At 60.2% G+C, this 20,710-nt stretch carries 16 protein-coding genes and 2 tRNA genes; 10 read left to right on the forward strand and 8 right to left on the reverse strand.

Going from position 1 to position 20,710, the window contains the following annotated elements; all coding sequences use genetic code 11:
• Positions 1 to 72 precede the first annotated feature (72 nt).
• The 5 genes from RA164_RS06670 (at position 73) to RA164_RS06690 (ending at position 1,443) form a co-directional block, all read left to right on the forward strand.
• Positions 73 to 148 (forward strand) — tRNA-Gly (locus RA164_RS06670).
• A gap of 90 nt (positions 149 to 238) precedes the next feature.
• A tRNA-Cys gene (locus RA164_RS06675) sits at positions 239 to 312 on the forward strand.
• Between the two features lie 202 nt (positions 313 to 514).
• On the forward strand, positions 515 to 745 hold the full coding sequence (locus tag RA164_RS06680) for a hypothetical protein (protein ID WP_329743174.1): 231 nt from the start codon (positions 515 to 517) through the stop codon (positions 743 to 745).
• A gap of 44 nt (positions 746 to 789) precedes the next feature.
• A complete protein-coding gene (locus tag RA164_RS06685) occupies positions 790 to 1,104 on the forward strand; it encodes a superinfection immunity protein (protein WP_329743499.1) in 315 nt (104 codons plus the stop codon).
• A 135-nt stretch (positions 1,105 to 1,239) separates the two neighbouring features.
• A complete protein-coding gene (locus RA164_RS06690) occupies positions 1,240 to 1,443 on the forward strand; it encodes a hypothetical protein (RefSeq protein WP_329743175.1) in 204 nt (67 codons plus the stop codon).
• 148 nt (positions 1,444 to 1,591) lie between these two features.
• Here the strand turns inward: RA164_RS06690 and prsT are convergent, their stop codons facing one another.
• The 7 genes from prsT to RA164_RS06725 all read right to left on the reverse strand — a co-directional run bounded on the left by prsT (position 1,592) and on the right by RA164_RS06725 (position 12,743).
• A complete protein-coding gene (gene prsT, locus RA164_RS06695) occupies positions 1,592 to 4,381 on the reverse strand; it encodes an XrtA/PEP-CTERM system TPR-repeat protein PrsT (protein ID WP_329743176.1) in 2,790 nt (929 codons plus the stop codon).
• A gap of 69 nt (positions 4,382 to 4,450) precedes the next feature.
• Complete coding sequence (gene prsR / locus RA164_RS06700; protein ID WP_329743177.1) at positions 4,451 to 5,806, reverse strand: PEP-CTERM-box response regulator transcription factor; 1,356 nt, start codon at positions 5,804 to 5,806, stop codon at positions 4,451 to 4,453.
• Positions 5,803 to 7,884, reverse strand: a complete 2,082-nt coding sequence (gene prsK, locus RA164_RS06705) for an XrtA/PEP-CTERM system histidine kinase PrsK (RefSeq protein WP_329743178.1) — start codon at positions 7,882 to 7,884, stop codon at positions 5,803 to 5,805. Before prsK ends, prsR begins: the two co-directional genes overlap by 4 nt.
• A gap of 43 nt (positions 7,885 to 7,927) precedes the next feature.
• Entirely contained in the window at positions 7,928 to 9,088 is a 1,161-nt protein-coding gene (gene wecB, locus RA164_RS06710) for a non-hydrolyzing UDP-N-acetylglucosamine 2-epimerase (protein WP_329743179.1), read from the reverse strand.
• 329 nt (positions 9,089 to 9,417) lie between these two features.
• A complete protein-coding gene (locus tag RA164_RS06715; protein WP_329743180.1) occupies positions 9,418 to 10,299 on the reverse strand; it encodes a ThiF family adenylyltransferase in 882 nt (293 codons plus the stop codon).
• A gap of 111 nt (positions 10,300 to 10,410) precedes the next feature.
• Complete coding sequence (locus RA164_RS06720) at positions 10,411 to 11,217, reverse strand: PEP-CTERM sorting domain-containing protein (protein WP_329743181.1); 807 nt, start codon at positions 11,215 to 11,217, stop codon at positions 10,411 to 10,413.
• A 470-nt stretch (positions 11,218 to 11,687) separates the two neighbouring features.
• Positions 11,688 to 12,743, reverse strand: coding sequence for a nitroreductase family protein (locus RA164_RS06725; protein WP_329743182.1), 1,056 nt, complete (start codon positions 12,741 to 12,743; stop codon positions 11,688 to 11,690).
• A 351-nt stretch (positions 12,744 to 13,094) separates the two neighbouring features.
• Here RA164_RS06725 and galE point away from each other — a divergent pair, with 351 nt between their 5' ends.
• From galE to RA164_RS06740, 3 genes are all read left to right on the forward strand, one after another.
• Positions 13,095 to 14,105 (forward strand): UDP-glucose 4-epimerase GalE, encoded by a 1,011-nt coding sequence (galE, locus tag RA164_RS06730; RefSeq protein ID WP_329743183.1) that lies wholly within the window; start codon positions 13,095 to 13,097, stop codon positions 14,103 to 14,105.
• Between the two features lie 360 nt (positions 14,106 to 14,465).
• On the forward strand, positions 14,466 to 15,743 hold the full coding sequence (tviB, locus tag RA164_RS06735; RefSeq protein ID WP_329743184.1) for a Vi polysaccharide biosynthesis UDP-N-acetylglucosamine C-6 dehydrogenase TviB: 1,278 nt from the start codon (positions 14,466 to 14,468) through the stop codon (positions 15,741 to 15,743).
• Between the two features lie 17 nt (positions 15,744 to 15,760).
• Positions 15,761 to 16,771: an NAD-dependent epimerase gene (locus RA164_RS06740; RefSeq protein ID WP_329743185.1), complete on the forward strand. Its 1,011-nt coding sequence runs from the start codon at positions 15,761 to 15,763 to the stop codon at positions 16,769 to 16,771.
• 106 nt (positions 16,772 to 16,877) lie between these two features.
• Here the strand turns inward: RA164_RS06740 and RA164_RS06745 are convergent, their stop codons facing one another.
• The gene (locus RA164_RS06745; protein ID WP_329743186.1) at positions 16,878 to 17,660 is read right to left on the reverse strand and encodes an N-acyl amino acid synthase FeeM domain-containing protein; all 783 of its coding nucleotides are present in this window, start codon (positions 17,658 to 17,660) and stop codon (positions 16,878 to 16,880) included.
• Between the two features lie 1,018 nt (positions 17,661 to 18,678).
• On the opposite strand from RA164_RS06745, the gene RA164_RS06750 reads away from it, so the two are divergent.
• Complete coding sequence (locus tag RA164_RS06750) at positions 18,679 to 20,052, forward strand: TIGR03013 family XrtA/PEP-CTERM system glycosyltransferase (RefSeq protein ID WP_329743187.1); 1,374 nt, start codon at positions 18,679 to 18,681, stop codon at positions 20,050 to 20,052.
• A gap of 19 nt (positions 20,053 to 20,071) precedes the next feature.
• Positions 20,072 to 20,695, forward strand: a complete 624-nt coding sequence (locus RA164_RS06755) for an XrtA/PEP-CTERM system exopolysaccharide export protein (RefSeq protein ID WP_329743188.1) — start codon at positions 20,072 to 20,074, stop codon at positions 20,693 to 20,695.
• Positions 20,696 to 20,710 lie beyond the last annotated feature (15 nt).

The raw sequence follows: 20,710 nt of genomic DNA on the forward strand, positions 1-20,710 counted from the left end.
CGGGGTCGACGAAAAAGCCTTCATCGGGGGCTTCCCATCCGGCATTCTTCTGCTAAGATTACGAGCTCCGATGCGGGAATAGCTCAGTTGGTAGAGCACGACCTTGCCAAGGTCGGGGTCGCGAGTTCGAGTCTCGTTTCCCGCTCCAGTTTTCCGCAAAACCTCGGGCATCCGGGGTTTTGTTTTTTGAGGCAGCGATCATCGGTTGGTTAGTCGACCGGCGACCGCCGCGCGCAATGGCCAGGTGGCAGAGTGGTCATGCAGCGGACTGCAAATCCGCGTACGCCGGTTCGATTCCGACCTTGGCCTCCATTGCAATCAACGACTTAGGCGCCTTCCGGGCGCCTTTTTCGTTTCTGGAATACGTCGAAAAAAGGGCAAAATCGGGCGTTTGCCACCCGTTTTCAGGTGGCAAACTCGCGTAAGCTTGCATGGTTTCCGTGTATGCGAGTTTTCCATGGCGACGAAGCGACGGCGCGGGCAGTCGTGGCATTACACTGCACGATGCACAGGCTTGCTGCCGCGTCTGATCTATCGGAGCTTCGATGATGAAGCCCAAGGCGACGAGTATGTCACGGGCCTTGAGGCGTTGCTCGATCGTGGCGTGGTGCTCGATGGGCGGTATCCATCGAAGCGTGAGGCCGCCGCGTCTCAGCGCCATGGGGTGCGCTGCTATCTTGGCGCCAAGCATGTGTCGGTGGCGATGCATGTTCAAGCCCGGACGGTTTTTATCGGGAATTGGTAATGGGGGATCAGATGGCCGGAATTGGTTTAATTGCGCTTCTCGCGATGTTTATTGCGGGGGCAGCGATTTATTTTCTACCCGCGATTGTCGCCACTTCACGAAAGCACCCAAACGCCACAGCGATATGCGTGCTGGATCTTCTGTTGGGCTGGACACTATTGGGGTGGGTGATTGCACTTGTGTGGGCATTTATGACGCCAGCGCAGGTGGTCGTGAAACGTCAGCTCCCCCCGGTTCCACCGTTAGTTTCTCGAGTGAAAAACTGCCCATTCTGTGCCGAGCCCATACAGGCTGCGGCTGTGAAATGCAAGCACTGTGGGTCAGATCTTGCGGGAACTACCGCCGCGCCGCGTGCCTAGCTTGGCTTGTACTTTCCAATGGCGTCCAGCAACGCAACTAGGCTGCTATCTCGGGCAAGGGTTAAAGCATCCGGCGTGTCGGCCGATAACTGTTACGCACGACCGTGCTTTCTTGTCACTATCCGGAGAATTCCCATGCAGGTTGCTTCTGTCAGCAGTAGCGTTGCAGCTCGCGTTCCGAGCAAGGCGCCCGAGATCAACGCAGGACATGACGGGGATGGTGACGATGGTGCCAGCAAGGCTGCGGCTGCAGCTGCATCGAGTTCTGCATCTGCTCCTGCGGCGACGGTGAATTCGTCCGGGCAGAAGGTCGGCCAGGTGGTCAACGTCAAGGCGTGAGCCTCTCGGGCGAAGCTGACGGGCGGCGAGCCCGGCACGTCGGTCCGTCACACGATGGGTCGTGACGAACCGGTTGATGGGTGCGGATGGTTGGCGCTTTTCATCATCCACAGGCACCGTGCAGCCGGGCTGGCTGATATCGCCCCTGTCAGTTGGCAGCACCTCCGCCGCCGACTGTCTGGTAGAGCTGTTCGGCAGCTGGCTTTTCCGGAAAATCGGTCTTTGTCGCCAGCAGCGACTGAAGAGTTGCGCGTGCGGCTGCCTTGTCGCCCGTGCGTACCTGGGCCACGGCCAGGTGATACTGGATGGTCGCAACTCTGGGGGCAGCCGCGGCGGCTTTCGTGAGGATCGGCAGCGCGCGCGCAGGCTGGTTCGCCGAGATCATGGCCCAGCCGTAGGTATCCGCCACACCGGGAGACTGGGGCGCGAGTTTGTAGGCCTTTTCTGCCAGCTTCATGCCCTCGGGGTTGTGTTGCTGGACGTAGATCCAGGCGAGGTTGTTCAGCGCTGCAAGGTTGGTCGGGAAGCTCTCAAGGACCTTCTTGTACTGGTCTGCAGCTTCCGTGTTCTGGCCTTGGCCAAGGTAATGCTGCCCCAGCAATAGACGGGCGGCGCCATCGTCCGGATGCTTGTTCAGCCAGTCGCGCAATCCGCTTGCGGAATGCCTGGCGCCGCTCTTTTCGAGCGCGATAAAGTTCTTGAGCACGAATTCGCGGCTGTAGTGTGCCTTCAGGCCCTCTTGGTAGGCCTGGGCGGCTTTGCTCCACGCCTTGTGCGCCATGTACAGGTCGCCCTCCAGGCCGAAACCCGCGGCCTGGGTGGCGGGCTGCTTCTGCAGTCCTCGAGCCAGGGCTATTGCGCCGGGCAGATCGTTGTCCTGCGATTTGATGAAGGCGAGCAGGGAGACGGCAGTGAGCTGGCTGGGGTTGGTCTTGAGCACCTCGAGCAGGTTGTCCTTGGCCTGCTTCGTGTCCTTGTTGAGAACCTGCGCGCGCGCAAGGTTGGTCCGGAACAGGGCGACACTGGGCGCAAGACTGACCGCCTGCTTCAGCGGGCCGAGTGCCTGGTTGTAGTTGCCATCGCTGAGTTCCGTTGCACCGAGAACATTGAGTGCCTCCGGGTTGTCCGGGGCGGCCTTTACCAACTGCTTGGCCGTGTTTCCGGCCTCGTCAAGCTGACCGTTGTTGCGGTAGAGAAGCATCAGGCCGAGATATGCGGAGGGCGATTTTGGGGCGGCAGCGATGGCCTGCTTGAAGCGCTTGATGGCGCTGGATTTGTCACCGTTGAGCATGTCGATGCGCCCAAGTGCCGTCAGGGCTTCGGCATTGCCCGGGCTGAGTTTCAACGCCGATTCGTAACGCGTGGTTGCGTCCTTGTAATGGCCCTCCAGTGCGTCAAGGCTGCCCAGGCTCAGCAGGGCGGTGACGTTCGTCGAGTCCAGGTCGTGTGCGTTGGTGAACTGGGTACGGGCCTCCGTGCGTTTGCCGGCTGCGACCAGGGCGGTGCCATATAACAGGTCGGCGGCACTGTCCTTCGGATGCCTGGCAGCAAAGTCGGCGGCTGTCTGGACTGCCAGCTCGGTCTGTTTGCTGCTCAGGTAGGCCATGACCAGCAACGAGATGCGGCTCGCCTCCGTCGGTGCATCGCTCGTATGCATCGACTTGAGCAGGCGGATTGCCTTGGCGCTGTCCCCGCTGATGATGTCCTCACGGGCCTGGGCAAGCTGCGGGTTTTCCGCTGTGCTGCTGTTTCCTGCAGGTCCGTGGGTTTCGTTGCCCCGGATGCCTGTGGTGGCGGCCTTTTGCAGCAGGGCCAGGAGTTGCGTGTCGGACCATTGCTCGGGTGCAACCGTGCGCAGCGTATCGAGCGCCTGATGCGAGCGGCCCTCGCGATAGAACGTGAGGGCCAGCAACTTGCGGGCCTGGACGTTCTTCTGATCCATCCCCATGACGTTGCTCAGGTACATCTCGGCTTGGGCGTAATTTCCCTGTGCATAGTTGACTGCGCCCGAGAGCAGCTGCGCCTGGATGCTGTCGGGCTGAACCTTGAGCACCTGTTGAAGCTGCGAAGTCGCCTGGTCCAGATGCCCCTGGTTGTACAGCACCAAGGCATGCAGATAGTGCGGGTAGGGTTGGCCCGGCCAGCCTTTTTCCAATGTCGATACGGTACTCAGTGTTTTATCAAACTGGCTGAGCTGTGCCTGTGTATCGGCCAGTCGCGTCAAGGCATAGAAGTGTTCCTCCGGTGACCAGCCCGGATGCTTGAAGCTCAGTGCTTTCTGAAAGGCAGTCTCTGCTGTGGCAAGGTCCTTTCGGCCGACAGCGAGGTCGCCCTTGGCCAGCCAGACACGAGGATCCTCGGGCGCCGCTGCCAGAGCCTGTTGCAGGTACTGGTCGGCCGAAGCCATATCGCCCTTGGCGGCCGATACCCGGGCAAGGCCCGACAGTGCGCCGGGCATCCTCGGTTCTTGCTTCAATGCAGTCTGGAACGATTGCGCGGCATGGTCGTATTGATCGAGGCCGAGATAAGCGTCACCGCGCAGCACGTTCACCTGGCTGCTGGTCGTGGGGTCTGTGATTCCAGTGTCGGACACATCCTGCAGCAGGGTGTCGTATTGTCGTGTCGCACGCAGCAGTTGCCCCATGGGGACGACCCATTGGGCTTTCGGTACGCCGTACGTACGGGCACTCTGCAGATCGCTGAGGGCATCCTTCGGATTTCCCAGCATCAGTGATGCCTTACCCAGCAGCAGCCATGCCGCAGCGTTTTTGTCGTCGCGCTGAAGGACCTTCTTGGCCTCGATGTACGCGGCGCGATACTCACCCTGGTCCTGATAGCGGTTACCGGTCGCTACGCTGCCGCGCCCACTGCCTGCACCGCAGCCACCGAGCAGCAGTCCCATGCACAGCAGCGTCAGGACTTGCAGTTTCGTGCACATCTTCAGCCTGATCGAGCACATATCCTTACCCTCGGGTTCATGCGGCAACACGCGCGGTGTCGCCCGACGTCACTCGGCTTTCTTCAAGCCGTATTTATCCAGAAGATCGTAGAGCGTGGGGCGACTGACGCCGAGCAGCGTGGCCGCTTGCGACACATTGCCGTGCGCCTTGGTCAGTGCCCTTTGGATGGCACGCTTCTCGGCATCGGCACGCACCTCGTGCAGAGTCATCACATCCTCGTTGCCGACGGATCCCATGCGCAGGGCTTCCGGCCCGATCTGCTTGCCATCGGACATGATGACCGCGCTGTTGATCGCATTCTCCAGTTGCCGCACGTTGCCCCGCCAGGGATGCGCTTCGATCATCTTCAGCGCCTTGGCCGTGAAGCCCCGCACCGGGCGACCATGGCGACTGGCGGCTTGATCCAGGAAGTGCTGCGCCAACGGGATGACATCGCCGAAGCGTTCACGCAGCGGAGGAAGTTCAATGGTCACCTCGCTGACCCGATAGAAAAGGTCTTCGCGGAAGCGTCCGTCCTGGATCATTTCGGGCAGGTTCTGGTGGGTTGCACAGACGATACGCACGTCCACCGGAATCAATTGCCGTCCGCCGATGCGCTCCACCACGCGTTCCTCGAAGAAGCGCAACAGCTTGCCCTGCAACGGAAGCGCCATGTCGCCGATTTCGTCGAGCATCAGGGTGCCGTTGGCGGCCATCTCGATCTTGCCCTTGGTCTGCTTGTGCGCGCCCGTATACGCACCTTTTTCGTAGCCGAACAGTTCGGCTTCGAGAAGGTTCTCCGGAATGGCGGCGCAATTGATGGCGACGAAAGGTTTGTCCCTGCGCGGGCTGAGGCGGTGGATGGCTCGTGCGAACAACTCCTTGCCGGTGCCCGTTTCCCCGAGCAACAGCACGGTGGCATTGGACGGACTGACTTTCTCGACCAGTCGGCAGGCGTCGAGGATGGCGTCGCTGCTGCCCACGATGCCTTCCAGTGATGCGGTGGACTGGCTTCGCAGCCTGCGGTTTTCGGCCTCCAGCTCATGTACCCGGAATGCGCGGCCCACGATCAGCCGAAGCACGTCCAGGTCCAGTGGTTTGGAGCAGAAGTCGTAGGCGCCGTTTCCGATCGACTTCACCGCGTTGTCGCGATCACCATTGCCGGTGACCACGATGATCTTCGTGTGCGGCGCTTCGCGGAGGATCTCCGTGATGGTGGCGAATCCTTCTTCGGTACCACTGGCATCCGGGGGCAGGCCAAGGTCCTGCAGCACTACCGCGGGCTGGTGCTGGCGCAACCTGTCCAGCGCCTCGGCACGGTTGCCGGCCACGACCACTTCGTAGTCCTCGAAGCTCCAGCGTAACTGACGCTGCAGACCAACGTCGTCCTCGACGATCAAAAGGCAGCGCGGTGTATCACTCATGATGACGTCGTCCTTCGTGCATCAGGCGGGGTTCCGACGCTCGCGGCCTCGGTCAGCGGAAGCTGGACGAAGAACACGGTGCCCTGACCCGGTGTACTGTTCACGCGTATGGTCCCACCCAGTGATTGCACGTATTCGCGCGCCTGGTAGGCGCCGATGCCCATGCCTCTGCTGGCCTTGGTGGTGAAAAAGGGCTGGAACAGTCGGTTGTGCACGAAGTCTTCGTCCATTCCGGGGCCATCGTCTTCGATCATGATTGTCGCATGTCCTGGAGTGCGCTGGACCCTGACCGCCACGTGCCCGTGTGCCGTCGCCGCGTCCTGCGCATTGCGGATCACGTGCGCCAGTATCGTCGCGAGCTGGTCGGGATCCGCCTTGATCCAGGCATCGTCTTCGGGTGCCACATAGTCCGGCGTGGGTGCGTGCACATGGCACGCATCGATGGCTTGCGACAGCGCCGTCGCCAACTGCACCCGGGTCGGGACGACGGGCGCCGCATCTCCACGTAGTTGCTGCAGCAGTCTCGAGATTCGACCGACCGCATTGGCTACCGTCGCGAGCATGTCGTCCACGAAGGCTGGATTGTGTTTGTGACGTTCGGCGTTCTGTAGCAGCAAGGATTGCTGGGCTGCGATGTTCTTGAGGTCGTGCATCAGGAAAGCGGTGAGTCGGTTGAAGCCCTCGAACTGGCGAGCCTCGGCCAGTTGTCGCGCATCGGCGGCCTGTGCCAGTGCACTGGCTACCTGGGTGCCGGCGGCCCGAAGCAGGTCGATGTCTTCCCAATCGAGTGCTCGTCGTGCCCGTGCCTGGGCGAGCACCACGAATCCGACGAGCCGGTCTTCCATGACCAGCGGTGCCACGAGCCATGCATGCGGCAGGCCGGTCAATTCGGCTGGGGCGCGCAGTCGTTCATCGCCCAGGGGCGGTGGCTGGTCCAGGTCGTAGATCCAGCGGCGTTCGCACATGAACTCAAGCGAGGCCGCGTCTGCCGGAATGGCGATTCCTGACGGAGCAGGCATGTTCCATTGCACATTCAACACGAAATCGCCGCTCTCGCCTGGGCCGAACAGTGCGCCCGCCGGGCTGTCCATGGTCTGTGCCATGCCGCGTACCGCGCGCATGGGAAGTTCCATGTCCTTGGCCGACAACGTAGCGGTCAGGCGCAGCCACTGGTCGCGGTAGTCGTGACGAAAGCTGAAAAAGTTCTTGTGCAGGAACACCCGCAGACGCGAGCGTGCCTGGCCGGAGCTTGCGACCAGTATGACGCTCAGCAGCGCAAAACAGACCAGCGTGATTTCTGCGACCCGTCCCCAGTCACCGCCATAGATGCGGACGTAATAGCCCCCGATCGCCGTGGCGATGATGTAGATCGCGACGACCAGCAGGCTGGTCGAATAGAAGACAACGCGACGCGATACGCCGACAGGCAGGGACCAGCTGGGATTTCGCGTTGCCGCGATCAGGAAAAGTGGTACCAGTGATGCATCGATGAAACCGCGCGCTGCCCAGGCACTGATGTTGAATTGGCGGTACAGCACCGCGAACGAATACAGAAAGATGTCGTACGCGAACAGCACACCGAGTGCGATCAAGAGGAACTTGAGAGCCCAGCGCTGTTCCGGAGCCACGTTGCGGTAGATCTGTTCGAGGAACATCACCCCGGTGAGCGCCAGCACCAGGACGCCGACGATCGGTACGTTGACGCTGAAAGACAGTGATGTTCCCAGCAACCCGGTGGCAGGCCAGATGCAATAAATCGCCAACAGAATCCAGAGCGTATGGGCGACGATACGCAGCCCTCGCAGTAGCCCGGACACCGGCCATGCACTGAACAAGGCACTGACGAACATGAGCCAGGCGCCGTAGCGGAGCACCTCGGCCAATAGCAGCCAGTTCACAGCTACCGCGTGTCGATAGGAGGTCCAGGCCAGGAACGCGCCCCATAAGACCATGCCCGATGTCGCCAGCAGCAACAATGCACCCGTGCGCTGACCACGCCATGCGACACCAAGCAGTGCTGTGCCGACCAGAAACGCAGCCGCAGCAATCAGGTAGCTGGCGATGATGATGGTGTGCATATCTGAACGATGCCAGGTGCCTGGTTACATGCCATCCCCTTTTTCAGGCGTTGCCCATGGCCTGTTGCCGGGGTTGCGCCGCACATCCGGTTTCGTCGTGCAAAGGCGGTAGCAGGCGTTGACGAATGTCGGCGGCCACTCGCGCAGCGGCGTGCCCATCCCAGAGGTCGGGCTTGCGCCCGCGTGCCCATTGACCCGCGAGGATGCAGTCAACCGTTTCGCCGAGTTCGGCGGTACCTACCAGCCGGTTGGTGCCCTCGGTGACCGTGATGGGGCGTTCGGTGGTGGTGCGCAGGGTCAGGCAGGGGATGCCCAGATAAGTGGTCTCTTCCTGGACGCCGCCCGAATCCGTGATGATCAGGCGTGCTCCGCAGACGAGGTTCATGAAATCCACGTAGCCCAGTGGCTCGATGACCTGCAGCCCCGGTGCGTCGACCAGTTCGGTCCACAGGTGGAAGGTTTCGAGATTCTTGCGGGTGCGCGGATGAACCGGGAATACCAAAGGCACTCGCGTTGCGATGCTCTTCAATTGGGCGACCAGTTCCGTCAGTTTCGCGGGCTCGTCGACATTGGACGGGCGATGTAGCGTCACCACGCCGTATTCGGTGTCTGCCAACCCGAGTTCCTGTCGGGTTGAGCGCGCCTCGATGCGGTCGCGCATCAGCTCATAGGAGTCGATCATGATGTTGCCGACACGTGTGATCTTCTCCGCGGGCACCCCTTCGGCAGCGAGGTTTTCGTCGCCGTCCGGCGAGGGGGTCCACAGGATATCGGCGATCGCATCCGTCACCAGCCGGTTGATCTCCTCAGGCATGCAGCGGTCGCGGCTGCGCAGACCGGCTTCCAGGTGCGCCACCGTGATATGCAGCTTCGAGCCGACGAGACTGCAGGCCACAGTCGAGTTGACATCGCCCACCACCACGATCAGGTCGGGCCGGTCGGCGACGCATGCGGCCTCGTAGGCAAGCATGACGTTGGCCGTCTGTTCGGCATGACTGCCGCTGCCTACGCCCAGATGCAGGTCAGGTTTGGGCAGGCCGAGGTCATGAAAAAAGGCATCGGACATGTTCTTGTCGTAATGCTGGCCGGTATGGACCAGTCGCAGCTTGCACCACGGTTGTTTATTCAATTCGTGGAACAGTGGCGCGATTTTCATGAAGTTCGGTCGTGCGGCTGCGATCAAATCGATCTTGAGCTGCTGCATGATGGATATTCCCGGTTCCCTGAGGTACCGAGTGTACCAGTGGCATCATTGGGCGTGTCCTGAAGGCGTGCAGCTGTTAATTGATAGCTCACGATGGCCGTGTCATCGGGTATATGCCATCGAACCCGATGGATACGAATGATTGCGATGGTGATGGCAAGGCCATCTCATTCGTTGCACCGTGAAGCCTATTTCCAATCCGATGGCAATCGGAGAATGAGAGTAATCGAACGCGACAATATGACCGCGACAATCCGACACGGATGCCGAGTCCCACCGACAAGGCATTGAGCTGACGTTTGTCGGGATTTTTCCCTGCGATTGTGCCGTTATCGGCGCATGAACCGGCGGCGTGCCACGGACAGGATCAGCCGTTGAAGCGGGTTGTTATTGCCCCCCGGGCGCCAGGTGCGAGCCAGCTTGTTGCGGTAGGCGTCAAAGTGGAGGCCGTGTGGCGCCGCGATGACCTTGCCTCTGCCAAGCAGGATCTTCAATGCCTGGACTCCGGCGATACCTGCACAGATTTCGCAGGCCATGGGGGTTGAAGGTCCCTTGTGATTGGCCAGGTCCACGGCGGACGGATCGACCAGATAGGGCTGATGCAGTACGGCGGGCGCCAGGCCCACCATGAAGCGCAGTTGCTGCTCATCGGTCGAGCGGCCGTCCATTCCAAAATACTGCTCGAATGTCATTCGCCAGGGCAGGAAGGCCAGCACGGCGGCGCCCATGCCCAGCGGCGCGGCGGTAATGGCAGGAATGCCCCGCTCGGCGCACATGGCAAATACCTTGGCGCGGATATCGAGGACGAAAAAATCCAGCCCGTCGATATACAGGTCGACTCCCGACAGGAACTGTTCCATGTTCTCGAAGGTCACGCCGTTTGGAAATACATTGATATCCAGTTCGGGGTTGATGTCCCTGGCCATCCGGGCAACAACGTCGACCTTGGGTTGGCCGATCGTTGACTGGAACGCACCAGCCTGGCGATTCATGTTTTCCATGCCAAACCGATCGAGGTCGGCCAGGTTGAACGCCCCGATCCCGAGTCGCGTCAGCGTCAGCAGGTGGCTGCCACCGACACCCCCCAGCCCGGCGATGGCGACACGCTTGCCGCGAAGGGTGGCCTGTTCGCCACGCGTAATCCAACCGATGGTTCGGCTGAATGCAGTTGCATAGTCGAATGGATCATGGCTGGACGGTGCGTCAGACATGGGGGCGGGCCTATAACTTTAATCTGCGGCGCAAAGCACCAAAGAAACGGCGCCGCTCCGGGAAGCGGCGCCATTTACTCGTCACAGCTCGTCCCCGAGGCGAGAGTGGTATTAAGCCTGCGTGCTGGATTCTTTCCTGCGACGGCGCATGGCGAATGCCAGAAAGCCCAGGCCGAGCCCCAGCATGCCGGCACCGGCCGGCTCCGGCACACTGCTTTTGCCTACCAGCGAACCATTGCCTTCGATCGGGTAGTAGCAGAGGCTGTTCGGGTCGGTCGACACTGACGTACAGCCGCCGGCCGGGAAGTACTGGAACGACGAGTTCAAGCTGAAGTCTGCAAATCCGCCGTGGCCATCCGAAATGCTGTTGGTGTTGAGGTAGGGCGATGCGGCGCCGCCCGACGCGTCCAGCAGGCCGTAGCCGTTGGAGCCACTCAGCGGGTCAGCTACCGTGCCGGTGACCGTGGCGAACAGATCGCCGGTGCTTCCAAACGAAGGATTGTAGAAGCTGTGGCCGGAGAGGGTGAGCCACTCGGTACCATTCATGGCGGTGCTCGGATCCAGCACGTTGTAGCCGCCCGGTGAGGACACGTAGAACTGGAAGCTGCCTCCATCGAAGACGATCGCGTTACCGCTGATGCTGTGTACCGTGTATGAGAACGTAAAGGTCAGATCGCAGTTGCTGCAGAAGTTGTTGTTGCCATTGATCGAACCGATCTGACCATAGCCGGTGAGGGTATCGCCGACTTTTGAGACCGACGATTCACGAAGGTTAATCGACTGGATGGTCAGGTCGAGCGGATTGCTCGTGTTCCAGGTAACCCCATCCACAGTAACCGGGCTTGCGAAGGACGATCCGCTCCAAGCGAAAAGTGCCAGCGCACACGCGGTGAGCCATCCTTTGTATTTCTTGAACATGTTCTTCCCCGCAAGAGTTGGGAGTGAATCGATGTTGGCGCGAAGACAGGGAAGTGAAATGCCCACACTTCGCTCGCCATGGTTAAAGCACACGGCGTGCCATCATTTCAACCAATTGATATTAAAGAAAAGATTTCCATTTTTTGCTCGCGCGAATGTGCTCTTTTGTAAGAAATATCGACACTTGTCCATCGCACGCTGCTGAGCTCATGTGCATGCGCTGATCGGAAATAGGCTGCCGGAGACTTGTAACCCTGGATGCGTCCTCGAGGGCTGTGGCATCAAGCAAGCGAGAGGTTGCGCAGTGTCGCCCGCGCACGTCGCACCAAGTCATCGCCGAGGCGCATGACAGGCAACACAGGGATTCCGTCGGTGTAAGGAGCCTCGACACTCATCGATGGCCGCACGCGTCTTGCCATGTCTTGCCGGCGACAAGGGCGCCCGAGCCAGCCCTGCATGTGGCCTTGATGCTACGGCGCAGTGTCGAAACTTGCGGGCGCCCGTCGACCGCTCCGGTGCTGCGGGGCCGAGCGCGCATAGCCCAGTCGCAGGAATACGAGTCCATGTCCGGGGCCGCAGAGCTTGTCCAGGTCGACTCGCAGTTGCGAGCATGTCTGAAGAAAGGCTGGTTCGACCGGAACGAATCCCAAGCTGAGTACGCCGGGTGCGGCGTACGGCTGAACTGACAAGCCGGCCACAGTGGCTTCGAGCCAGACGCGTTGCAGGGCGCGGCCGCATGCCAGCACATCCTGCCGCTCATCGGATGGCATCACACACACGCACAGGCCTGGCGACAACCTGATGGGCAGGTAGGCCGAACGCCAACCGAGCAGGGTGGCGGTGCCCAGATGATTGAACGCGCGCATTACGGCGGGGTGGCGTAGTGCCTGGAATATCGGTCGCATTGGCGGCTCCACCGCCAGCGTTGCAGGGGCCAGGCCTTCTTCGCAGGTGTTACGCCAGCCTGTCGAGAAGCGGACACTCGAGAACAGTTCGGCGTGCAGCTTCGGACTTTTGAAACGCAGCGTTTCAGCTGTCCGGATGATCCGTAATGCGAGTTTTCGCTCGTATGGTGAAGTCGGCCAGTAGAGTCGTTGCCCCGGAATTTGCCGGGCCTGTGCTGCAAGGCGTTCTCGTGTGTTCGCATCGATCGGACCCCGCCACGGGAATCTCCGGTCGGTGTGACGTTGCTCGATGGCGGTGGCCAATGGCTCGGACCGAGCTGGCACGAGAGCCGGGTGCCAATGGATGTGGGCAACCCATTGTGGGTCGTCCTGGTGCGGAAAGGTCGCCACGTCTGCGTCGAATCCGAGTGATCGGGCATGGATGATCATGTTTTCCATGCACGCGCCAGCGGCCAGGTCGCTCAATACATGACGTGTGTCGGATACGCTTCCGCTGCGGTCTGCATCGATGTGAATGTCCAGATCATCGCCGGACCATGCAAATCGCCATGGCTGGGAATTGTCAGCCGATGGTGCGGCAATACCGGCTCGAAGAATGCTTGCTCTGGCTTCCAGGTCCATGGTCGGCGATTACCCGTGTGTTGAGCCTGACGGGGCTCAAGCTACCGAAGATCGGTTGCTAAGACCAACACATTCTCTGCTGGTCGGATTCACGCAATCTTCGGAGGAGGGCGACAGCCAGTCCCAGGAGTCGGTTCTACTGGCAGCCCGACTCGACAGGATGGAAGACTGTACTGATGGGCGCATGCGATGATGCAGCGCAGCCGATGCTTACGCTGGACATGCTTCAGTGCCGGATGTCCGGTGTGGTTGATGAGTGCCCAGCCAGTCTGATTCGACCTTGATCGACCGGGCTGCCGTGTACGGCCATACCTGATCTGCAGTCATTTCCATCGGAAAGGGAGTTTGTTCATGCGAGTTCTGGTGACAGGTGGCGCCGGCTATATCGGGTCACATACTTGCGTGGCTCTGTGCGAGCACGATTTCGAGCCGATTGTGTTCGATAATTTCTGCAACAGCTCTCCTGAGGCAGTGCGACGGGTCGAGTCCATCGTTGGGCGTCGTATACCGGTCATCGAAGGCGACATGCGTGACCGCGAGGCGCTTCTGGACGTCTTGGAACGCCATGCCATCGAGGCAGTGGTGCACTTCGCGGCGCTGAAAGCGGTCGGCGAGAGCCTCTCCTGCCCGCTGGAGTATTTCGACAACAACATCACCGGCACGATTACGCTACTCCAGGCGATGCAGGCCAAGGCGGTACATCGCCTCGTGTTCAGTTCATCGGCGACGGTTTACGGCGGGGCCGAGACGATTCCCGCCACCGAGGATTCCCCGTTGTCGGTGACCAATCCCTACGGCCGCACGAAGCTGGTCATGGAGCAACTGATCGCCGACGTGTGCGCTGCGGATGCAGGTTTCGCCGCCATGATCCTGCGCTATTTCAACCCGGTCGGTGCGCATCCCAGTGGCCAGATGGGCGAAGACCCCAAGGGCATACCGAACAACCTGATGCCGTACATCGCCCAGGTGGCGGTGGGGCGACGGGACAAGCTCAGAATCTTTGGCAACGATTGGCCGACACCTGACGGCACCGGTATCCGGGACTTCATCCACGTGATGGATCTTGCCCATGCGCATGTGGCGGCATTGCGCGGTCTGCCAAGGCAGGCGGGAGCAACCATGCTCAATATCGGCACGGGCAAAGGTACCTCGGTGCTGGAGCTGGTCCGCGCCTTCGAGATGGCGTCCGGCCGGAACGTTCCATTTGAATTTGTCGGTCGCCGGCCGGGGGATATTGCGGAGCTCTGGGCGGACCCGTCGCTGGCGCAAGAGGTACTCGGCTGGCGCGCCGAATACGACATCGAGCGCATGTGCGAAGACACCTGGCGCTGGCAGTCCGCGTACCCCGATGGCTACGCCTGATCGCTCCAGCGCGACCGTCTTGCGCTATGTCCCGTTGTCAGTGGTGCTGGTGCCGATCACGAACCGATGATGATCAGCGGCCAGGACGAGTGAATTCATGCTTTCGCATTCCGATTACGTCGAGGCGCCATGGAACGGTCGTGTCATGAAACCGACGATTGTGTGAGAATCCACGAGCCCCGGCCTGGCGCCTGGTGGCGAAGGGGGAACCCGAGGGCGGACTGCGTCGACCACTCCAGGCCGACCACGTCAGGCTAAGAAGGATGTGCATGGATTTGCGGTGCCAAGCGTCTCCTTGACTGCCGGATCGTTGCCGCGCATCCCGTTCCATCCACGTATCGACCCAACCAGGATGTCTGTATGCGGAATGTGGAAAGCAGCAAGATCGCCATCGTCGGGCTTGGCTATGTCGGTTTGCCGTTGGCGGTGGAATATGGCAAGCGCTATCCCACCATGGGATACGACATCAACGCCCAGCGAATCGCACGACTCAAGGATGGCCACGACGACACGCTCGAGGTTTCCAGCGAGGAACTGGCTTCATCGGGGAGCTTGGGGTTTACCGCACGCCTTGAGGACATTGCCGACTGCAATGTCTACATCGTGACAGTCCCGACACCGATCGATCGGGCCAAGCGTCCGGACCTTTCTCCCTTGGTCGGTGCCGCGGAGATGATCGGCAAAGTGTTGAGTCCGGGTGATGTCGTGGTCTTCGAGTCGACGGTTTACCCGGGGTGCACGGAAGAAGTCTGCGTGCCCATCCTGGAACGTGGCTCGGGGCTGGTGTTCAACCAGGATTTCTATGTTGGCTACAGTCCCGAGCGGATCAATCCCGGCGACAAGCAGCACCGGGTCACCAACATTCTCAAGGTCACCTCCGGATCCACGCCCGAGGCGGCGGCTTTCGTCGATCGCCTGTACGGATCGATCATCACCGCCGGCACCCATCCTGCAAGCTCGTTGAAAGTGGCGGAGGCGGCCAAGGTCATTGAAAACACGCAGCGCGACCTGAACATCGCCCTGATCAACGATCTGGCCATCCTGTTCAACAAGCTCGGTGTCGACACGCTGGAGGTTTTGGAAGCCGCTGGCACCAAATGGAACTTCCTGCCGTTCCGTCCTGGTCTGGTCGGCGGCCACTGCATCAGTGTCGACCCGTACTATCTGACCTACAAGGCTCAGCAGGTGGGTCATCATCCGGACGTGATCCTTGCCGGTCGTCGGACCAACGACAACATGGGGCCCTACATCGCCAGTGAAGTCATCCGGCTGATGGTGTGCAAGGGCATCAATCCTGTCCATGCGCGTGTACTGATGATGGGGCTGACTTTCAAGGAGAACTGCCCGGACCTGCGCAATACGCGTGTCGTTGATATCGTGCAGGCGCTGAAGTCCTATGGCATCCAGGTCGATGTCCACGATCCCTGGGTGGATACGGCCGAGGCAAAGCATGAATACGGCATGGACCTGATCGCCGAGCCTGGCGAGAGTACCTACGATGCAGTTGTCCTGGCCGTGGGGCATCGCCAGTTTGCCGACCTGGGTGGTGAGGGTATCCGGCGCCTGGGCAAGCCGGTGTCGGTGCTCTACGACGTCAAGTACGTGTTGCCCAGGGATGCGGTCGACGGCCGTCTGTGAAGCAGGAATAGTCGGATATGAAAGTTCTGGTTACCGGAAGCGCGGGTTTCATCGGGTCGGGTGTCGTGCATGCGCTGCTTGAGCGCGGCGATGAAGTGATCGGCCTCGACAATCTCAACGATTACTACGACGTCGAGCTGAAGAAAGCGCGCCTGGCACGATTCGCCGATGATCCGCGGTACGTGCACGTTCATGCGAACTTGGAAGATCGTCGTGCCATGGAGGCCTTGTTTGCGGAGCACGTGCCGCAGCGTGTTGTCCACCTGGCAGCGCAGGCCGGGGTCCGCTATGCCGCCGAAAACCCGCACGCGTACGTGGACAGCAATGTCACGGGATTCCTTCATGTGCTGGAGGGCTGCCGGCATCACGCAGTGGAACATCTGGTCTTCGCGTCCACCAGTTCCGTCTACGGTGCCGATACGGCGATGCCATTTTCCGAGCATCAATCCACCGAGCACCCGTTGACGCTCTACGCCGCGACCAAGAAAGCCAATGAGCAGATGGCGCATTGCTATGCCCACCTCTACGGCATCCCGAGCACGGGCTTGCGCTTCTTTACGGTGTACGGCCCCTGGGGGCGTCCGGACATGGCCTTGTTCCTGTTCACCCGGGCGATCCTTGCCGGAGAGCCGATCAAGGTCTTCAATCACGGCAAGCACAAACGCAGCTTTACCTATGTCGACGACATTGTCGAAGGTGTGTTGCGCAGTCTCGACAGGCCGCCGGTCAAGGATCCGCAGTGGAGCGGCAGGGAGCCCGACCCGGCCAGCAGTGGCGTTGCGCCCTACCGGATCTACAACATCGGCAACGAACATCCGGTCGAGCTGTTGCGCTATATCGAGGTGCTCGAGGAGTGTCTGGGTCGAAAGGCCGAGATGCAGATGCTGCCGCTGCAGCCGGGGGATGTGCCAGACACGGAAGCGGATGTCTCCGATCTGGTTGCGGATGTGGGCTACCGCCCACGGGTTTCAGTGGAAGAGGGTGTGGCAGCGTTCGTGAACTGGTATCGCGAGTATTACGCTGTCTGAAATTCTGCTACGTGGCCCATACGGGATCGCGAGAACATGGTCGAGCAGAACGTGCGCCGGTGGCGCGCGTCCTTGCGCACCGTTTCGGACTCGGGATGGTGGCTGATTACGCCTCGACCAATATGGCCACGTCGTTGCTGCTCTCTGCGTTCACGGTGTCCGGATTCTTCAGCACGGGCATCAGGCTGGGCAAAAGAAGACCGTTTGTCTCGATGCGTTGCTCGATACCGTGACGATCCTTCAGAAAAGCAGCGATCCTGGAACCGTAAAGCTGCTCGGGCAGGAACCCGAAACGGCTGGAGAATGCGCTGCGCGGAACTGGATTGTCACGTGCATCTGCAAGGCCTCGCGGCAAAACGTCCTTCGCCAATCCTTCATGCAGGCGCAGGCGCAATAGAACGACGGGATTGTCGCGAACCAGCGCATAGGTGGTCGGTGGTGCGAATTCCTCGAAACCGTAGCATCGCGTGTAGAACGCGGCGTGCCGCGGGTGCACGCCGATCATGATGTCGGTAACCCCGGTGTGCAGACCGAAGTAAATGGCCCATCGCATCATGTTGAAGAGGGCTTTCATTCCGCGGGCCGCAACTTCGCGGCGGTCTGCAAGCATGCCCACTTCGAGAAGCTGACGGCCTTGGTCGCGCAGCTGATCCAGGTAGGGGCGGTAGACACTGTCCAGTGCCAGTCCCAGAGGGTTGTCACGGAAAAGCGTCATGGTGTAGCCGACATTCGCCCCGTCCGGACCCCAGATCACGCAGGCATGCGGCCCAACGGCGGTGGGGCTGGCATGCAGTCCGTACGGGTTGTCCGCGATCAATCCCGTTTGCGTGTAGCGTCGATAAACCAGGCTCCACGCGGACTCGACTTCCGCAAGGCTGCTCGCGCACATGCATGTGGGCAGGCCCCGACGTTGATCAGAGCTCACTGACCGCGTTGTGACGCCGGCGACGGTCTTGGTCGATGTCATTGAATATGTTGAGTTCATGGTTCCGTTACCGATCCATGTTCCCTGATGTCGGCGTGGGAACTGCTTGCTTGAGCCAATTGAAGATGGGTCTTGTCCCTTTACTGTCTGATAGCAGCGAAACCGGCTATTCGGGGACGACACCAGTCGTTGGTCGCCATTGCCGCCCTGGTCCGGCCTGTCGGTGCTTGCTGCGGGTGGCAGCGAAGTAACCGGGCCCCCGGCGAAGATCCGGGATGCATGTTGGGGGACAGACTCATGGCGGTAACGAAACCTGAAGTAGTCGGGATGCTTGATCAAAATGCCAGGGCGTTGATGTAGTGAAGGCAAAGTCCTGTTTTTTTTGTTGCTTTTGTTATTGCATCCCTTCATGAGGGAATGTAGGGGAAATCTTCCTAGCATAACGTGAACCACGTATCAAGCCAAATATCGGGGGTGTTCGCCTGCTGCAGGCTGACAGCCTACCGGCGACGCAGTCTTGACTTGGTTAGGAGGAGTCTGAATTTTCGATAGTCGAATGGCCGCGATCGGGGAGAAGGTGTGCGGCCTTGTTGTTGTGCTTATTCGAAAGCATGACCGAAAGGGTGTGTTAATTAATATATTAATTTCAGTATCTTATATGTCTTTGCTGGCCCGTTGGCGATGCTTGTGGCGACGGATTCATCGCTCGCCAGACACGATGCGACTCGCTCTTGCGTCTTGTGTCCTTCTCATTGCACCGGCTTATCCAAGGCTTCAGTTGCCGCTCTTGCTTTCTTGTTCAGTCTTTGAAATGAGAACTGTGTCACACTAAATGTCCGTTGGTTGCGTGTAGAGGGGGTGCTCTTACGTAGGCAGGCGACAAAAGTCGCTGAATACCAGGCGTGAGAGCAGGCAGGGATGGCAGATCACCGTTAGGTACAAACAGGGGGCTGTCATGTACCGGGCACTAAGGATCAAGGCCGTGCGCTGGCAATTGTTGCTGGTGCTGGTCGACACAGGGCTCCTCATCGGGAGCGTTTATGCGGCCGAAACCCTCCGCTTCTGGGGGCGTGGCGCAATGAATGGCGAGTTCACCAGCGGCCAGTTCTGGCGTGCGGTGCTGGCGGCATGTGTTCTGAGCCTGGGTATGGCCGCGCTTGGCCTCTATCAGGTGCACATGCGCGCGGGATGGTTGGGGCAGCTCAGTCGCCTCTGCGTCGGTTTCATGCTCGGCGGTGTTTTCCTGGCTGTGCTGTATTACGCCATCCCGGTTGTCTATCTCGGGCGCGGCGTGCTCGGAATCACGCTTGTGATCGGTGCTTTCGCCATCGCCTTCTGGCGAATCATTTTCCTTGGGTTTCTCGATGCCAGTGTGTTGAAGCGACGCATCATCGTATTCGGTGCGGGTGAGCGCGCTGCACAAGTCGCGCGCAAGATGCGCCGCAAGACCGACCAGCGAGGGTTCAAGATTCTGGGGTACGTACCCATAGGCTCGGATACTGTCCACGTTCCGGAAATGCTGATACTGCATCCCGAAGAACCGCTTGCCGATTGGGTGGCGCAACAGGATGTGGATGAGATCGTTGTCGGCCCTGACGAACGTCGCGATACCCTGCCGGTGGATGCACTGATGCAGTGCAAGCTCCAGGGTGTCGAAGTGACCGAAATCTCGGATTTCTTCGAGCGCGAAGCGGGCTCGATCAAGATGGACCTCACCAATCTCTCGTGGCTGGTCTACTCCGGTGGTTTCAAGGTTTCGCCGCTACGGTGCGCGTCCAAACGTGCCTTCGATGTAACGGTAGCCACCCTGGTCGCGTTGTTGGCATGGCCATTCATTCTATTGACTGCATTGGCCATACGGCTGGAGTCGGGGCCCGGTGCGCCTATCCTGTATCGGCAGGAGAGGGTTGGCGCAAATGGTCGGTCCTTCACACTGATCAAGTTCAGGAGCATGCGCGTCGATGCCGAGCGGGACGGGATCGCGCAATGGGCGTCTACGCACGATAAGCGTGTGACGCGTATCGGCCATCTGATCCGTAAGACCCGCCTGGACGAGCTGCCACAGCTTTGGAATGTGCTGTGCGGCAATATGAGCATCATAGGGCCTCGGCCTGAGCGGCCGCAGTTCGTGAAGGACTTCAATGTCCAGATTCCCTACTACCCGTTGCGGCACTCCGTGAAACCGGGGCTGACCGGTTGGGCGCAGCTGCGCTATCCGTATGGCTCGTCTGTCCAAGATGCCGAGGAAAAGCTCAAGTTCGATCTGTTCTACGTGAAGAACCACAATCTGGTTTTCGATCTGGCGATCCTGATCCAGACGGTGGAAGTGGTGCTTTTCGGCCGCGGTGCGCGCTGAAACCAGGGAGATCAAGCCAGTGAAACTATCCACGCGAAATTTCGTATTTCTGTTGATCGTGATGAGCAGTTTGTGGTTGCTGAGTGCTTGCAGCAGCACGCCGGTCGTTCAGGATTCGGTCGCAGCACAGCCGCACACCGAGCGTTACATTATTGGTCCGGGTGATTCGCTGGACATCTTCGTCCGCGATAACCCGAACCTCACCACGACGGTTCCTGTACGGCCGGATGGGCGCATTTCAATACCTTTGGTCCAGTCCATCATGGCCGCGGGCAAGACGCCGGACCAGTTGGCGGGTAATCTCGAGAAGGATCTGGGCCGTTACATCCGGTCGCCCATGGTCACCGTGATCGTGAAGAAGTTCGTGGGTGCCTACAGCCAGCAGGTGCGTGTGGTCGGTCAGGCGACAACGCCCAAGGCTGTTCCCTACCGCAGCGGGATGACCTTGCTGGACGTGATGATCGACGTCGGCGGACTGACCAAATTTGCGGCCGGCAACAACGCCAAGATCATCCGCAAGCTACCTGACGGCCGGGAGCAGACCATCCCGGTCCGCCTTGGCGACCTGATGAACGGCTCAATCAAGAACAACGTCGTCATGCGCCCGGGGGATATCCTGATCATCCCCGAGTCGCTGTTCTGACGTCATGGTGGTGGA

Origin of the sequence: Dyella sp. A6, from assembly GCF_036320485.1 — a bacterium.
Taxonomy (GTDB): Bacteria; Pseudomonadota; Gammaproteobacteria; order Xanthomonadales; family Rhodanobacteraceae; genus Rhodanobacter_A; species Rhodanobacter_A aluminiiresistens.

Excerpts from the sequence above, each read along its gene's own strand:
- RA164_RS06685 (WP_329743499.1), top strand. The coding sequence starts at position 790 with ATGTTTATTGCGGGGGCAGCGATTTATTTTCTACCCGCGATTGTCGCC.
- RA164_RS06690 (WP_329743175.1), top strand. The coding sequence starts at position 1,240 with ATGCAGGTTGCTTCTGTCAGCAGTAGCGTTGCAGCTCGCGTTCCGAGC.
- prsT (WP_329743176.1), bottom strand. The coding sequence starts at position 4,381 with ATGTGCACGAAACTGCAAGTCCTGACGCTGCTGTGCATGGGACTGCTG.
- prsR (WP_329743177.1), bottom strand. The coding sequence starts at position 5,806 with ATGAGTGATACACCGCGCTGCCTTTTGATCGTCGAGGACGACGTTGGT.
- prsK (WP_329743178.1), bottom strand. The coding sequence starts at position 7,884 with ATGCACACCATCATCATCGCCAGCTACCTGATTGCTGCGGCTGCGTTT.
- wecB (WP_329743179.1), bottom strand. The coding sequence starts at position 9,088 with ATGCAGCAGCTCAAGATCGATTTGATCGCAGCCGCACGACCGAACTTC.
- RA164_RS06715 (WP_329743180.1), bottom strand. The coding sequence starts at position 10,299 with ATGTCTGACGCACCGTCCAGCCATGATCCATTCGACTATGCAACTGCA.
- RA164_RS06720 (WP_329743181.1), bottom strand. The coding sequence starts at position 11,217 with ATGTTCAAGAAATACAAAGGATGGCTCACCGCGTGTGCGCTGGCACTT.
- RA164_RS06725 (WP_329743182.1), bottom strand. The coding sequence starts at position 12,743 with ATGGACCTGGAAGCCAGAGCAAGCATTCTTCGAGCCGGTATTGCCGCA.
- galE (WP_329743183.1), top strand. The coding sequence starts at position 13,095 with ATGCGAGTTCTGGTGACAGGTGGCGCCGGCTATATCGGGTCACATACT.
- tviB (WP_329743184.1), top strand. The coding sequence starts at position 14,466 with ATGCGGAATGTGGAAAGCAGCAAGATCGCCATCGTCGGGCTTGGCTAT.
- RA164_RS06740 (WP_329743185.1), top strand. The coding sequence starts at position 15,761 with ATGAAAGTTCTGGTTACCGGAAGCGCGGGTTTCATCGGGTCGGGTGTC.
- RA164_RS06745 (WP_329743186.1), bottom strand. The coding sequence starts at position 17,660 with ATGTGCGCGAGCAGCCTTGCGGAAGTCGAGTCCGCGTGGAGCCTGGTT.